General features: G+C 44.5%; 14 protein-coding genes and 1 riboswitch. Of the genes, 3 read left to right on the top strand and 11 right to left on the bottom strand.

Annotated features, from left to right (window positions below):
* Positions 1–180 precede the first annotated feature (180 nt).
* Entirely contained in the window at positions 181–600 is a 420-nt protein-coding gene (locus BO48_RS10740) for a hypothetical protein (protein ID WP_496367465.1), read from the top strand.
* A gap of 38 nt (positions 601–638) precedes the next feature.
* Here the strand turns inward: BO48_RS10740 and BO48_RS10735 are convergent, their stop codons facing one another.
* From BO48_RS10735 to BO48_RS10710, 6 genes are all read right to left on the bottom strand, one after another.
* On the bottom strand, positions 639–1,430 hold the full coding sequence (locus tag BO48_RS10735; protein ID WP_496367464.1) for a VLRF1 family aeRF1-type release factor: 792 nt from the start codon (positions 1,428–1,430) through the stop codon (positions 639–641).
* Positions 1,431–1,538: 108 nt separating this feature from the next.
* A complete protein-coding gene (gene tenA / locus BO48_RS10730; protein WP_496367463.1) occupies positions 1,539–2,207 on the bottom strand; it encodes a thiaminase II in 669 nt (222 codons plus the stop codon).
* 79 nt (positions 2,208–2,286) lie between these two features.
* Positions 2,287–2,378: riboswitch (TPP riboswitch) on the bottom strand.
* Between the two features lie 126 nt (positions 2,379–2,504).
* Positions 2,505–3,863, bottom strand: coding sequence for a 23S rRNA (uracil(1939)-C(5))-methyltransferase RlmD (gene rlmD, locus BO48_RS10725; RefSeq protein ID WP_496367462.1), 1,359 nt, complete (start codon positions 3,861–3,863; stop codon positions 2,505–2,507).
* 11 nt (positions 3,864–3,874) lie between these two features.
* Entirely contained in the window at positions 3,875–5,641 is a 1,767-nt protein-coding gene (locus BO48_RS10720) for a 5'-nucleotidase C-terminal domain-containing protein (RefSeq protein ID WP_496367461.1), read from the bottom strand.
* A gap of 63 nt (positions 5,642–5,704) precedes the next feature.
* Positions 5,705–6,616 (bottom strand): diacylglycerol kinase, encoded by a 912-nt coding sequence (locus tag BO48_RS10715; RefSeq protein WP_496367460.1) that lies wholly within the window; start codon positions 6,614–6,616, stop codon positions 5,705–5,707.
* Between the two features lie 153 nt (positions 6,617–6,769).
* Entirely contained in the window at positions 6,770–7,267 is a 498-nt protein-coding gene (locus tag BO48_RS10710; RefSeq protein ID WP_496367459.1) for a GrpB family protein, read from the bottom strand.
* A 126-nt stretch (positions 7,268–7,393) separates the two neighbouring features.
* Between BO48_RS10710 and BO48_RS10705 the strand changes: the two genes are divergently transcribed.
* Positions 7,394–8,209, top strand: a complete 816-nt coding sequence (locus tag BO48_RS10705) for a hypothetical protein (protein ID WP_496367458.1) — start codon at positions 7,394–7,396, stop codon at positions 8,207–8,209.
* A gap of 438 nt (positions 8,210–8,647) precedes the next feature.
* Here BO48_RS10705 and fdhA read toward each other — a convergent pair whose 3' ends face one another.
* From fdhA to gatC, 5 genes are all read right to left on the bottom strand, one after another.
* Entirely contained in the window at positions 8,648–9,862 is a 1,215-nt protein-coding gene (gene fdhA, locus BO48_RS10700; RefSeq protein WP_496367457.1) for a formaldehyde dehydrogenase, glutathione-independent, read from the bottom strand.
* A 131-nt stretch (positions 9,863–9,993) separates the two neighbouring features.
* The gene (locus tag BO48_RS10695) at positions 9,994–10,599 is read right to left on the bottom strand and encodes a class I SAM-dependent methyltransferase (RefSeq protein ID WP_496367456.1); all 606 of its coding nucleotides are present in this window, start codon (positions 10,597–10,599) and stop codon (positions 9,994–9,996) included.
* 72 nt (positions 10,600–10,671) lie between these two features.
* Positions 10,672–12,102 carry an Asp-tRNA(Asn)/Glu-tRNA(Gln) amidotransferase subunit GatB gene (gatB, locus tag BO48_RS10690; protein ID WP_496367455.1) on the bottom strand — a complete coding sequence of 477 codons (1,431 nt, stop codon included), beginning with the start codon at positions 12,100–12,102 and terminating at the stop codon, positions 10,672–10,674.
* Positions 12,103–13,578 carry an Asp-tRNA(Asn)/Glu-tRNA(Gln) amidotransferase subunit GatA gene (gene gatA, locus BO48_RS10685; protein ID WP_496367454.1) on the bottom strand — a complete coding sequence of 492 codons (1,476 nt, stop codon included), beginning with the start codon at positions 13,576–13,578 and terminating at the stop codon, positions 12,103–12,105. It abuts the gene before it with no gap.
* A gap of 11 nt (positions 13,579–13,589) precedes the next feature.
* On the bottom strand, positions 13,590–13,880 hold the full coding sequence (gatC, locus tag BO48_RS10680; protein ID WP_496367453.1) for an Asp-tRNA(Asn)/Glu-tRNA(Gln) amidotransferase subunit GatC: 291 nt from the start codon (positions 13,878–13,880) through the stop codon (positions 13,590–13,592).
* Positions 13,881–14,171: 291 nt separating this feature from the next.
* On the opposite strand from gatC, the gene putP reads away from it, so the two are divergent.
* A complete protein-coding gene (putP, locus tag BO48_RS10675) occupies positions 14,172–15,734 on the top strand; it encodes a sodium/proline symporter PutP (protein ID WP_496367452.1) in 1,563 nt (520 codons plus the stop codon).
* Positions 15,735–15,950: the final 216 nt, after the last annotated feature.

Raw genomic sequence — 15,950 nt, 5'->3', positions numbered from 1 at the left:
ATCATCCTCCATTCATGATTAGTGTTATATACCCAGTTTGTATGTATTTCTAATCATCGAAGGTGATAAAGATTGACCATATCGTATGATGAAATACATATATGGCATCATCATGCGTTTTTACCGTGTTTATGGAGGGTAGAGAATTAAAAGTGACAATACTGATCTGGGAGTGATGTGATGGCTACGTTTTTGATGCTTGTGATCATCGGTGCGATATCAGGGTTTATTTTAGGACTCGTGATGAAGATTGTACGTATGGTGACAGGGAATGAAGGTGAGATTCTGCTTTATAACATGGATTACATTCCGATACTTAAGCGCTGGGCGGATAAAAACATTACCGGTCTTATATTTCATTATATGACGTGCATCGTCAGTGCGGTTGTGCTGTTTTATCTGCTTGTGCCACTTGGCTTTGAAAAGGCCATCTGGCCGTATGTGCTCGTCTATTCTGCCGGCGGCGGGGTTTTATTTTTCCTGAGTATGCTGACACCGACACCGCCGAGCCATAAAGACGTTGCTGCATGGGTGAACTGGACCGTGAGCCATGCGATTTTTGGCGTATCCGTCGGCCTGCTCATATATTTATGGATTTAAAAAAGCACTCGAGGTTAAGACTCAAGTGCTTTTGAATGTTAAATTAAGTCCTGATATATTTCGCTTACGATTTCATGGTTCGGTTTCATGCCGATGTTTTTGGTCAGCACACCAAGCAGGTGTCCTTCATGCATATGCTCCTCGAGATCCGGAACCAATTCGTTGCTTCCGACGAGGTAGGCACCTTCCAGTCCGCGGTCTTTGATCTCTTTACCGAGCCTTGGTGCGAGATTTTTATACCAACGGTTTTTATTTTCATCGAAACGGCGTTCAAAATGGTCCTGGTTGGAACCCCTTGAGCCGACTGATACACCGCTGCTGTAGTCGAGCCAGTCTTCACGGTTCAAATCCCAGCTGAAAGTGAGCTCATCGATGATGGAGCCGAGCTCTGTTTCAATAAAACGCGCATCCATCTGTTGCAGTACGATGATTGCTGATTTCGGATACTTCTGGACCATCGCCTGAAGCTGCTGCATGGCAGGTATCTTCTCCCAATGCAGTGTGGTTGTGACAGGTACCTGCAGAATCTTTTCTTCCCACAGCTCCTCGTCGGCCGAAGCTGTAATCATCAGACCTTTCTGCAGTTCCATCTGCAACTCTCCTACGCGGCCCTCAACCTTTTTAAGCAGTTTCTTCAATACTTTCTTCTCAGGTTCCTGTGCTGTATTATCAGCATAATTCTTCATTTCCTTAATCTCGTTTTTCAAGTGGATTTTCCACTCACCGTTATTCAAATCCGGGTTACTTGCATCCGTGTTCAAATATAACGTCAGTACCCCTATTGCATCCTCTTTTTCGTTAATACGGCTAATATCTTTTCTTACAGACATAAAATTCTGCCCCCTCTTAAAGTTGCGTTTATGTGTTCTAATGAAAAGATGCTTCATTGTATACGCTTTCTCTCCATCTTCCCTTGATACAGACGAATAAAACATACATTACGCTTCCGACAGCCACTTCTCAAAAGTATATGACATCTCCCAGAATGCCAGTTCATAGTTTTTTGCGATGACAAACTGTTCGATGATTTTTTTCCTTTCATCCTCGCCGGCTTTGTCTGCCAGTTCATCCATGAGATCAATCATTTCCTGCGTCGATTCCTGGAACCAGTCGCTGGCGTACATCTGAATCCAGTTGCGGTAGATTTCCTCATCCGGATTCTCGTCTTTATATTTCATCCCGATATCCGCATACAGCCAGTAGCACGGCAGTATTGCCGCGATGATCTGAGCGAGGCTGCCTGATAATGATGCCCTGTACAAATGTGACGTATAGGCATAGGCTGTCGGTGCCGGTTTGAAGTTTTTGATATCCTCATCTGTGATGTTCAAAATTTCAGCATGTTCCTTATGGACCGTCAGTTCCGCTTCAGCAGTAGTCTTCGCTTTTTCAGCCAGGCTCGCAGACACACTGAAGTCATCCGCATGAGCCGCTGCGAATGCATGGACTTTCCCGTAATGCTTCAAATAATAAATATCCTGCATAATATAATTCTTGAATGTTTCAAGCGGCAGATCGCCTTTGGCGATGTCCTTTACAAACGGGTGATTCACACTTTTGTCCCAGCTGTCTTTCGTTCTTTCTCTCAACTCTTCTGAAAAACGCATAAAAAAATTCCTCCTGTGAGTCGTTCCGACTGAAGGAGGAAAGGATTGATGTTTATATATTGATTTGATTTTTATTCAATAATAAATTTATCCACTTCCCTCCGCTGGTATTAACCAGTTCAGGTTCAAAGGGTACTTCTCAAGCCTTTCAGACTGCCCCCAGTTGGAACGTATTTGGTTTATGCTTCAAATATATCTGAGTTGTTCAAATACTTCAAGGAAAGTTCTATTTCTTATCGCGGTTGGTCATTTTATATTGCTCACCTTTACCGTCGTAAGTAGTCCATAATCTCCCCATCACTGTTTCGTCAGCATCGTCACTGCTTCCACATGGTTTGTCTGTGGGAAGAGATCCACCGGCGTGACCGGGTTGACTGAATAACCGCCTTGCTCGCTCAATATTTTCAAGTCCCGCTGCAGCGTGCTCGGGTTACATGAAATATAAACGATCTTTTCCGGTGCCACTTCAACCAGACTGTTCAAAAAGTCTTCATGACAGCCTTTTCTCGGCGGGTCGACGAATACGAGATCCGGCTTGATACCATCCGCCACAAGCTGCTTCATAACGACTTCGGATTTGCCCAAATAATACTCTGCATTATCGATGCCGTTAAGTTTCGCGTTCTCTCGGGCATCTTCAACGGCGGAGTCCACGACTTCGATTCCGATGATCTTCTTCACGTGATCTGCTGCGACCTGACCGATGGTCCCGATACCGCAGTACGTATCGATGATTGTCTCGTCACCTTTCAAGTCAGCAATTTTCAGCGCTTCGTTGTACAGTTTTTCCGTCTGTTCATGGTTCACTTGGTAAAACGAACGCGCACGGATATTGAATTTTTTGCCGAGTAGTTGGTCGGTAATGTATTCAGCGCCATACAGCACTTTCGTCTCGGAACCGTAAATTACATTTGTCTTATCCATGTTGATATTCTGAACGATGCTCGTAATCGTCGGAAATTTTTCAACCAGTATCTTTATGATATCGCCGAATGGATTTTTATGGCCATTTGTAATAAAGCCCACCTGGACTTCAGAATCATCATGGTTCGAGCGGATGATCAGATGACGCAGCAGCCCTTTATGCTTATGCTCGTCATAAATGGATATATTGAACGTTTTAAGCAGCTCACGGACTTCATTCATAATATCGTTATGAATGTTCTTTTGAATCATGCAGTGCTTGATATCAATGATGTCATGGCTCCGCGGTCTGTACAGTCCAAGCTTCAGCTCACCGTTCACTTTCTGCACGGGAATCTGTGACTTGTTGCGATAATAACTCGGCGCATCCATGCCGATCGTCTCATGCACATCCACACCGAGCTTCGCCTGGCGGTTGATGTTCGCTTCAACAGTACCCTTTTTGAACGTCTGCTGTTCATTGTAACTGAGCGGCTGAATCTGACAGCCGCCGCACTGATAATAATATTCACACGGCGGTACAATCCGTTCACGCGCCGGCTCAATCACTTTTGTCATCTTGCCGTAGCCGAACTTTTTATTCGCCTTGATCACTTTGAATTCTATTTCTTCATCTTTCAGCACGTCCTGGACGAAGATCGGATAGTTGTCGATTTTCACTACACCGAGTCCCTGGTGTGTATAGTCCAAAACTGTACTTGTATAATATTCATTCTTAACGGGTTGTGTCATTTATATCCCTCTTACATTTCAATTTCGTACCAGCTGAAACCATCATCAATTGTTCTGATATGCCTGATCGGTTCATCTTTGATGTAATCCCGTGCTTTTGTCGCAGAAATAAAGTAATATTTGCCGGAAGGTACCACCGTTATTGGATGTTTCAGTTCAAATTCGGGTTCAGTTTTCATGTAATCGATGACGATGTCACGTATCGATTTATCCGATTCATACAGCACTTCCTGGTCTCTTAAAAACGGTGTATACGCAACCCGGTAGTTGTGTGCCGGGATGAGGAACGCATCGTCCGGTCTGATTTCCCTGCCTCTATATGAAACCGAGACGATTCGTTGTGAATCGCTGATCTTTTTCGCGGAACTCGAGTATCTCGGCGGCTGTGAAATATCAATCGTATATTCGAGATCGATGAACACATCAAAATTGTATCCGGGAAACCCTGCACGCGAGCGGTTCGGGGACAGGATGTTCTCATCTTTATCCGATGTAAACTGGGAGGCGCTCCATTCGAGCCATTCCTTCAGTATATCACCGGTCACTTTGATGATCTTGAAGCTGTTCGCATGCTTGTAAATATCGATTGCATCGCTCAAAGTGAATGTTCCCGCATCTATGACCGTAAAGTCAGTCGCACCGTCGCGTCCGGATTTCACTGCCGAAGAAAACGCCAGTACCGGAAGATCCGGAAGTTCAATGTCATCTCTGATTTTAAAAGTATAATCCTTAACCGCTTCGGCCACTGCCTGTACTGAGTAGGACGGCGCCACCCTTGAAAAATACGAGTGCCACGGGGTCTTTATTTCTCCGAATTCAGTGCTCAGAAATTTGAGCACTTCATCATGACGGGTTTCATAACGTGATAAGTATTCCGGTGTCAGTTCAATCGATTCCGCATTGATCAGCTGGGCTTTGGAATCTGTAATCTGCACGCCGTCTGTCATGTCGATTTCAAAAGTCAGCTTGCCGAGATGACTCGCCTGCACGCCCGGTTGCACCATCGGCACGCCGTTCACCGTCCCTTTGACGATATCGAGCGTGCTCACATCGATTTCGTAACCATCATGTGGAAACAGTTCGTGTGTATGGCCGAAGACGATGCCGTCGATGTCTTTCAGGAAGGTCATCAGAAACGTCTGATTCTCACCGAATCGTTCCATATCTTCCTTCGCCCGGCTCATTCCGGAATGGGACAGAAGAATGACGAGATCTGCACCACGGTCTTTCAGCACCTGTACTTCCGCATCAATGGACTCTTTCATCGAAGATACTTCCACATTGCCTTCCAGGTTATATTTGTCCCACTTCATAATCTGTGTCGGCACGGCACTGACAAATCCGATGTTCAGCCTGCCGTCCGTCGTATCACACGGCATCAGGACATGCCTGTCCACTTTATCTTTTAAAGGATTGTCCAAAAAATCTATATTCGAATTGATAATTGGTATATTTACTTTATTAAAAATATCATTTAAATAATCCAGCCCAAAATTAAATTCATGGTTGCCGAGGCCGACTACATCATACATGTCGTTCAGAAGTCCGGCAATCAGCGGTGCGTCTCTGTGCTCCACGTCATAGTCGCTCCAAACATCCCCCTGGAGCAGATCACCATTATCCACTGTCATCACAATCTCGTCAGGATGGTCTTTTTTATACTGATCAATATAGTATTTTAAATTGATCAGGCCGTGATTGACGGGTTTCTGATCGAAATAGTTATATGGATAAATTGCGCCGTGAACATCTGTCGTTGCGAAAATAGTGAGCTTCATATTAACCTCCTGTAGATTAAATACTAAACAACACAGTGAAAAATCACTGTGTTGTCCTTATCATCAATTATACATTTGTTCTTCATAAAATTTATCAGGCACACGAAAAGCAATGTGCTGCTGGTGGTTGACAAAGCGCGCAGGCAGTACACCGCCGAACTCACCGTCCAGGTTAAGCTGCACATCATCATACGATGACACTCTGATATCACTCGCTTTTGCATAGTGCACCTTCTCATGATTCAGGTGCTCGCCCCTTGAAGCCATCGTCATAACGCGGCCAAGTTCAAGTATGCTCATTTTTTCAACGAAAAGTAAGGAGAACTCTCCATCATTGAATTTTGCGTCCGGTACAAGCTTGTCAAAGCCGCCGATAGAGTTCGTCAGACCAATTAAAAACAGCATGACTTCGCCTTCGAATACATTCTCATCATACTCGATTCTGATGTTTGTGCTCGTAATCTGCGGCAGCAGTTCGATGCCTTTCACGTAGTACGCGAGCGTACCGATAACCGCCTTCAGCTTACTCGGCGCTTCATACGACACGGCAGTGATCTTCCCGCCGCCGGCAATATTCATGAAATACTTGCTGTTCATCTGACCGATGTCAATAAACATCGTCTGTCCGTTGACAATCGTGTCCACTGCCGATTCAATGTCATTGTCGATATAGAGCGCCGACGCAAAATCATTGACGGTGCCCATCGGTATGATACCTAAATCAGGACGCTCTTCAAAATCAGCCATGCCATTCAGCACTTCATTGACCGTGCCGTCACCGCCGACAGCAATGATAAGATCAAAACCGATCTCACACGCTCTCTGTGCCGCTTCTGATGCGTCACCTGCTCTGGTTGTCGCATGTGCACTTGCTATATATCCGTTTTTCTCCAGTTGGATCAAAACATCCGCCAGTCCATTTTTAAACGTTTCACGTCCCGAGGTGGGGTTGTATATAATTCTCGCAGTCTTCATTTCTTTCTCCTGCTCTTTTTAGAATAAGTAAATAATAAATAGACACTTAATATGAAAACAACAAGCTGTACCCCTTTCATGAGCGATATATATTCCGTTGTCGACAGGAACAGCATTGTAAATATCAGTATCAGATTGATTGCGGCCAGGAATTTAAACAATGTTCAAGTCCTTGGCTTCTTTTAATAATGTTGAGAAGAATTTTGTTTTTTTATGTTGGTATTCATCGTTGTCGATAATTGATTCATTATGTAATTGTTTTAATTCCTGAAAATCCTGCAGATATTCATCATTTTCCAGAAGCAGTTCTTTTAAGAGCAGAATCTCGGATTTTTTATCCCGGTCGGACATGAAGATGAAATTCACATCACATTCTCCAAATCGACCATAAAAAACAGACTCCTCTTTAAAGAAGCTGTTGTACTCGGATACCACTTCATAACCTTCCGCAATCAGAATATCCTCCAGTTCGGAAACTTCAGTTACCGTCTTAAGTATAACAAGGACATCGATACCATTGGAACTGTTAAGCTTTTTTATGCTCGTGGACCCTATATGATGAAGCTCTATGACACTCTTTTTAAAATGCTCAAGCATCTGCATGGAAGCTTCCATGTAGTGCGATTTCGCTATTTTATAATATTCATTCATAATTAATCATTCCTATATATTATCAAACCAAAAATTTAGTGTATAATATAGAATGATATCTTCTATATTTGTCATATTATAACATAGAATGTTATGAATAATATACATGATTTTTTGGAGGCCTCTATGAAAAAGGTATTATTAATTGTAGCTTTAATCTTATTTGCAGGTGGGTTATATGTCAACTTTGCAATGAACCCATCCACAGAACAAGCGTCTCTGACGAACGAAACAGACACTTCAGATGAGACAGCAGACAACGAAGACACAGACGCCACAAGCGATGCAGCAGATGAAGGAAATGAAGGATCCGATGAAAGCGCAAATGATGAAACTGAAACATCCGATGCTGATGAAGAAAGCAGTGAACCATCAGAAGAAGACAGTCAGATTTCATTTAACCAGGAAAGTCTGGATGAATTGTACAACCAAGCCGTCGAAAACAATGAAACATTAATTATTGATGTTTTACTGCCGGGGTATTACACAGAAGATTTCATGACAAATTTAGAAGCCCAATTCGACACGGATACAATTCAATTCAACAGACTCGACATATCCAGTAACACCACCACTCTAAATGAATTAAGTGTCAATGACAACAGCGATGCCGTCATCGTAGATGCATTGCAGATCATGGACTACAACGACGAAGTACTGCCGGAACGTGACGTGGACGCACTGACAACCGCCTACATGAACCTGTATAACAGCGACAAAGTTGTTATACTGTTAGGCAACGCAAACGTTCATGAACACGAAAATCTGGCGAATGTTTTGGATGAAGATGCAACCTACCTCACGGAAAACGATTATTACTACATCGACAACCAGGAAGTCAGCGTCGAAGATGAATATTACGATTACGACAACGACCTGATGAAAGGTGAGGTTGAAACCGAAGTCATCGGCAACATCCACAGCTTTCTAATAAGTGAATAATATTTTGAGACTGCCGGGCGGCCTGCCCGGCAGTCTTTGTTTTTGGAAGTGATGCAGGTGGGGCCCGGGTTGAGCCGGATTAGGTGGCTCGTGCCGTCGTTTTCTCGCCATGGCACGGGGAGCGTGAGCGCATGCCTTCGTTTGCTCGCCATGGCACGGGAAGCGTGAGCGCGTGCCGTCGTTCTCTTGCCATGACACGGGAGGCGTGAGCGCGTGCCTTCGTTTTCTTGCCATGGCACGGGAGGCGTGAGCGCGTGCCGTCGTTTTCTTGCCATGGCACGGGAGGTGTGAGCTCGTGCCGTCGTTTTCTTGCCATGGCACGAGGGGCCCGACATGGCGTAAAAACGATGTCGGAAGCCACGCACATCACCCCAAAAACCACGCAAAAAGCCCCGACATCAACAAGATGCCGGGTTTCTATCAATCATCTACCGGTTTTTATTTTAATGAGCCGTGCGGATCGATGACAAACTTTTTGGAAGCGCCTTTGTCAAAGTCGCTGTAGCCTTTTGGTGCGTCGTCCAGCCCGATGACTGTCGCGTTCACCGCTTTGGCGATGTTGGCTCTGCCTGATAATATGGCTTTCATAAGATCACGGTTATACTGCATCGCCGGCGTCTGGCCGGTGACGAATGTATGGGCTTTGGCCCAGCCCTGGCCGAATCTCACTTTAAGCGATCCGGTCTTGGCATCTTCATCAGCCGCACCCGGGTCTTCTGTAACGTACAAGCCCGGAATACCGAGACTTCCGCCTGCCTTTGTAACATCCATGATCGTATTCAGCACGACTGCAGGCTGTTCTTCAGCATTCTCGCCGTGTCCGGATGCTTCAAAGCCGACCGCATCGATGGAACAGTCGACGATCGGTTCGCCTAAAATCTGTTCAATCTGTTCGCCGAGATTGTCATGTTTTGCAAGGTTGACCGTTTCACAGCCGAAGCTTTCCGCCTGCTTCAGACGCTCTTCCTGCATATCCCCGACAATGACGACAGATGCACCAAGCAACTGTGCCGAGTGCGCTGCTGCGAGCCCGACAGGTCCTGCCCCTGCAACATAAACGGTTGAACCGGTTTTAACACCTGCGGATACTGCCCCGTGATAGCCAGTCGGGAAAATATCCGATAACATCGTCAAATCTAAAATTTTCTCCATTGCCTGATCGCGGTCCGGGAATACAAGCAGTTGGAAATCTGCATAAGGCACCATGACATATTCAGATTGGCCGCCTACCCAGCCGCCCATGTCTACGTAGCCGTATGCGCCGCCCGGTCTTTCAGGGTTAACATTCAGACAGATGTGCGTCTTTTGTTCACGGCACATGACACAGCGTCCGCATGCGATGTTGAACGGAACAGAAGCGATATCGCCCTTTTTGACGAACTCAACGTCTCTGCCCACTTCAACAACTTCTCCTGTAATTTCATGCCCCAGCACAAGTCCTTCAGGCGCTGTCGTTCTGCCCCGGACCATGTGCTGGTCACTGCCGCAAATATTCGTTGTAACGACTTTTAATACTACTCCGTGTTCACATTTACGTCCGACGTTCGATTTCGGAACACCAGGCCCTTCGCGCAACACTAAATCCGGATAGTCTATGTCCTTTACTTCTACAATGCCATTACCTTGATAAACAACTCCACGGTTTCCAGCCATGTTAAACCTCCTAAATGGTTCATTGTTCGTTTTTGGCGTATGAGTATTATTCTAAATGTCGTTGTATGCGCTTACATTACACGTCAAATATATTCTAAATGAATCTAAATTTTCTGTCAACTTATGACTTTTCAATTTCCTGGTTTTGCCTGAATTAAATAAAGAGCGCCGAGCACGCGTCTTTCAACACCCGTAATTTCAAGGTTGGAACGAGCTGCGATTTTCTCTATATCCCTGTTTTGATGACAGCCGATTATACGCATCGTCAAAGGATCTATTGATTTTTGGAGTAACTGCAGGGGTTTGAATGTGACCAGTCCGTGTTCAAGCAATAATATTTGACCGCCTTCTTTGCACCACACATTGAATTTGTTTAACAATTCCACAGGATTGTTGTATGAACAGAAACTTAAAGAGGAAACGATTGTATCAAATGAGTTTTCTTCAAATTCCAAAGCCTCCGCATCACTGCGGATGAAGTCGACAGGAAATGGATATTTCGCCGCTTCTTTCTCTGCTTCAGCAATCATCGGTTCACTGAAATCCACTGCAGTCAATTTTTCCACTTCGTCATAATAAGGAAAATTCAAACCTGTCCCCACGCCGACTTCCAGCACATCCCCTGCCGCCTTATCGAACAGCTTTCTGCGGTATTTTGAAAATTTATCGTTATCCCGCATGCGCACATATACCCCCACCTGCTTATCGAACTTTTTAATATGGTCTTTTGTTCTCAATATCAACACCTCCTAAAAATATATTTCATATAGAAAAGGCAGACTCAATTGTTGAGTCTGCCTCTATACATATTATCTCTTACCGATTTCTTCGATTAGAATTTTGTTGACCATTTTAGGGTTCGCCTGCCCTTTGGATTTCTTCATGATCTGTCCCACTAAAAATCCGATGGCACGGTCTTTACCATTTTTATAGTCATCGATTGACTGCGGGTTATCGTCCAGCACTTCCGTCACCATTTCAGTCAGAACTGCAGGGTCGGAAATCTGTTCCATACCGAGTTCTTTCACGACAGACTTGGCTTCTCCGCCTTTTTCAATCAATACAGTGAATACTTTTTTCGCCTGCTTGCTTGAGATGGTGCCATCCTCGATCAGAGCAATCATGTCTGTCAGGTTTTTCGGCGTCAGTGCGACATCTGCAAGTTCAACCTGGTTTTTATTCAAATACTCATTGACGTTGCCCATCACCCAGTTCGATGCAAGCTTCGCATCCGCACCGTGGCTTTCAACCATTTCATTAAAGAAGTCTGAAGTTTCTTTTCGTAAAGTTAAGATTTCTGCATCGTATTCAGGCAGTTTATAATCTTCGATATACTTCTTTTTCAGTGCATCCGGCAATAAAGGAATCGTCTTTCTGATACGTTCTTTCCACTCATCATCGATATGAATGTCGACAAGATCCGGTTCCGGGAAATAACGGTAGTCATCCGAACCTTCTTTGACACGCATCAAAATCGTTTCGCCTGTCTTTTCATCGTAACGGCGTGTTTCCTGTTCGATTTCTCCGCCTTTAAGAAGAATTTTCTCCTGACGGATCTGTTCGTGCTCAAGGCCGCGTCTTACGAAGTTGAATGAGTTTAAGTTTTTAAGCTCTGCCTTAGTACCAAACTCTTCCTGGCCGTAAGGACGGAGTGAAATGTTGGCATCACATCTGAGTGAACCTTCTTCCATCTTCACATCGGATACACCCGTATACTGGATGATCGCCTTCAGTTTTTCCAGATATTTATATGCCTCTTCAGGCGTACGGATATCCGGTTCTGATACGATTTCGACGAGCGGTGTGCCCTGTCTGTTCAAGTCCACCAGAGAATAATCGTCCTTATGTGTCGATTTACCGGCATCTTCCTCCAGGTGGAGTCTTGTAATGCCGATCCTTCTCGTTTCACCGTCCACCTCGATATCGATATGGCCGTTCTGCCCGATCGGATCATCCATCTGTGAAATCTGGTATGCTGTCGGGTTATCCGGGTAGAAATAGTTTTTACGGTCGAAGTTGGTCACATCTGCGATGTCCATGTTCAGCGCCATCGCGGCTTTCATTGCATAATTGATCGCTTCTTTGTTCGGTACAGGTAATGTTCCAGGGTACCCTAAATCTACGACACTCAGACTTGAATTGGGTTCCTGGCCGTAATGAGCCGGTGCATCTGAAAACATTTTGCTTGCCGTCTTCAATTCAACGTGGACTTCAAGTCCGATAACCGTTTCAAAATGCATTTATCTCAGCTCCTTTTGCACTTCTTTTAATTCTTCATGAAGGTTATATTTTTCTTCGAATTTATATGCTGCATTGTAGACTTTTGATTCCTCGAAGTGGTTGCCGATAATCTGTAAACCGATTGGTCTCTTCTTTTCGCTCAGTCCGCAAGGGATTGAAATTGAAGGCATACCCGTCAGGTTTGCCGGAATCGTTAAAATATCATCTTTGTACATTCTCAGCTTATCATCGATTTTTTCACCGATATCATATGCAGCACTTGTCGTTGTCGGTCCGATGACCAGATCATAGTCCTCGAACGTCTTCAGCATATCCGCTTCAAGCTTGCTGCGCAGTTTCTGTGCGCGGATGTAGTACTGGTCATAGTGACCGGCACTGAGTACAAAAGTTCCGAGCAGGATACGGCGTTTGACTTCTTCGCCGAATCCTTCAGCGCGTGTTTTTCTGTAAAGCTCTTCCAATGTTTCCGTACCTTCCGCCCTGTAGCCGTAACGGATACCGTCAAAGCGTGCCAGGTTTGAGCTCGCTTCACTTGAGGCGATAAGGTAGTATGCAGAAACGACATATTTAATATGAGGGAATGAAACCCGGTCGACAGTCGCACCCATATCCTCAAAAGTTTTAATTGCCTTTTCAACGGCATCGGTCACTTCGTGATCGATGCCGTCGCCGAGGAATTCCTCCGGTACGGCGATCTTCTTGCCTGCGAGGTCCGCATCGATGCCTTCTAAGAAGTCCTGGTCCACGTTTGGCATGCTCGTTGCATCCTTATTGTGGGTACCTGAAATTAAATTTAAAATCTTCGCGTTGTCACGGACATTTCTCGTGATCGGTCCAATCTGATCCAGGCTGGATGCGAATGCGACAAGACCGTAACGTGATACACGGCCGTATGTCGGCTTCATGCCGACCACACCGCAGAATGATGACGGCTGTCTGACCGATCCGCCTGTGTCTGAACCGAGGGAATACGGCACAAGACCTGCAGCAACCGCCGCAGCCGAACCACCTGATGAACCGCCCGGTACGGCGTCTGTATCCCATGGATTGCGAACATTCTTGAAGTATGATGTCTCGTTCGAACCGCCCATGGCAAACTCATCCATGTTGTTTTTACCCATCAGCACTGATGACTCGCCGTTCAATTTATCCATTACGGTCGCATCGTATATCGGATGGAAATCTTCAAGCATGCGGCTCGCACATGTTGTGAGTACATCTTTAGTGATGATATTATCCTTGATGCCCATCGGCACGCCGAATAATTCACCATCCATTTTATCCTGTGCCTGAAGTTCATCAAGCTTCTCCGCCTGCTTCAGTGCATTCTCTTTATTTACAAATAGGAAAGACCCTAAAGTGTCGTCGATCTTTTCAATGTCTTCAAATAAAGCGCCGACCACCTCTGAAGGCTTCAGTTCCTTTTGTGCAATTTTTTCATATAGTTCTTCTACTGTCAGTTCATAAATATTCACGGTCTGCCTCCTTACAGCATTTTAGGGACTTTAAACTGTCCGTCTTCTGTGGATTTTGAATTGCTTAAAGCCTCATCCTGAGAAAGGGGCTCACTTGCTTCGTCCTCACGCATAACGTTCGTAAGATCCAGCGCGTGGAACATCGGTTCAGTTTCAGATAATTGTAATTCGTCAAGCTGTTTTGCATAATCAACGATTGCATCCAGTTCTTTAGTGAATTCTTCAGCTTTTTCTTCACTCTGGATATCAATTCTTGCAAGGTTTGCAACGTGTTTTACGACATCTGTAGTAATTTCAGACATATTAACCCTCCAGTTTTTATAACAACATTTAAATTTTATCAAATATCATAGTAAAAATCTAATCTATCTCAATATAATCCGTATTAAAATCAAATATTTTTATTATTCTTTAAATTCCGAAAAATGACTTGTATATTATAGCCAAATATTGTAAACTTATTTGTGTATCTTTACACGCGCCTAAACCCCTATCTTATCAAGGGTTAGCACAATTTGATTTATGTGTATAGTAAAATCGTTTGTTGCATTACCTATTTCGTTTATGTATTGTACTTAACAGGAGGCGAGGAAATGATTCTAAATTCAATGAATGGTTTTAGTTTTACCGCAGGATGGGTAGAAATCTTAATGGTTCTTCTCTATTTTGCATTATTGATTGGGATAGGTGTTTATGCCTATAAAAAATCTACATCCAGTTTGGATGAATATACTCTTGGAGGCAGAGACATCGGTCCATGGGTCACTGCATTATCTGCCGGTGCATCAGACATGTCCGGTTGGATGCTAATGGGGCTGCCCGGAGATATGTATAGTGTTGGTTTATCAAGTGCCTGGATTGGTATTGGTTTAACATTGGGTGCTTACGTTAACTACATAATACTTGCACCAAGACTACGCGTATACTCTGAAGTCTCGGAAAACTCAATTACGATTCCGGACTTTTTGGAAAACCGATTTAAAGATAACAATCACATTTTAAAAATTGTTGCCGGTATTGTCATCGTTATTTTCTTCGCTGTTTATACAGCAAGTGGTATGGTTTCCGGTGGTAAACTGGCAGAAAACGCATTTAACATGCCTTATCACTGGGGTCTGATCATTACGGCCGCGATCGTTATCTTCTATACTTTCGTCGGCGGTTATCTGGCAGTGAGTCTGACTGACCTCTTCCAGGGTACGATCATGATCATCGCAATTGTGCTGATTCCAATCGTTACATGGTTTTATTTAACAGGAAACGATGTTGAGCCGTTTGTTCAAATATCGGAACTCGGGGCATTAAATGATGTGGAGTATTTATCACTGATCAGCGGTGTCGGATTCGTCACCATCATCAGTAACCTGGCATGGTTCTTCGGTTACTTCGGTCAGCCGCATATCATTGTTCGTTTCATGTCGATCAGAAGTCATACACTACTTCCAAAAGCACGCCGTATCGGCATCTCTTGGATGTTACTTGGTCTGATCGGTGTATCATTAACCGGTTTACTCGGTATCGCATTCATCGAACAGACACAGCATTCTATTGAAGACCCTGAGACAATCTTGATCTTAATGAGTCAGGTACTCTTCCACCCGATCATCGGTGGTTTCTTCCTAGCAGCAATTCTTTCTGCTATCATGAGTACAATTTCTTCCCAGCTGCTTGTAACTTCAAGCTCACTGGTACAGGACTTCTATAAGCTTGTAAGAAAGAAAATGATTCCTAAAGAAACGAAGTCCAAGGAAGAACTGGATAAAATGTACGTTCTGGCAAGCCGTATTTCAGTTATTCTCGTTTCAATCGTTGCAATCATCATTGCATGGGACGACGAATCAGTGATCCTGAACATCGTTGCAAACGCATGGGCAGGCTTCGGTGCTGCATTCGGACCGGTTATGGTCCTTGCATTGCACTGGAAAGGCATGAACAGAAATGGTGCAGTCGCAGCAATCGTTACTGGTGCTGCAACAGTCATCATCTGGATTGCAGCTGGTACATTCGGTACAGGATTATATGAAATGATTCCTGGTGTCATCCTTTCAACTATCGCTGGTATCGTAGTGAGTAAAGTTACTTCTCCTACACCAGAAGTACAAAAAGCAATGGATGTTGAATTCGAAGAAACAGAACGCATTCTTAAAACAAAATAAAATCTTAAGGATTTTGTGATCGGACCCGCTCGGTTGAGCGGGTTCTTTTTTTGTCTCTCTGTTTTCGGACTGGCGGATCTGTTTTGTCTTGGCTCCCGGCATCGTTTTTGCTCCATGTCGGGGATACCTTTTCCCGTGCCGTCGTTTTCCCGCGAAGGCACGGTAATCCCCTTCTCGTGCCGTCGTTTTCCCGCGAAGGCACGGCAATCCCCTTCT

The organism is Lacicoccus kunmingensis DSM 17847 (assembly GCF_059568765.1).
The sequence above is the reverse complement of the archived record's forward strand: the minus strand, read 5'-3'. Positions and strand labels throughout refer to the sequence as shown.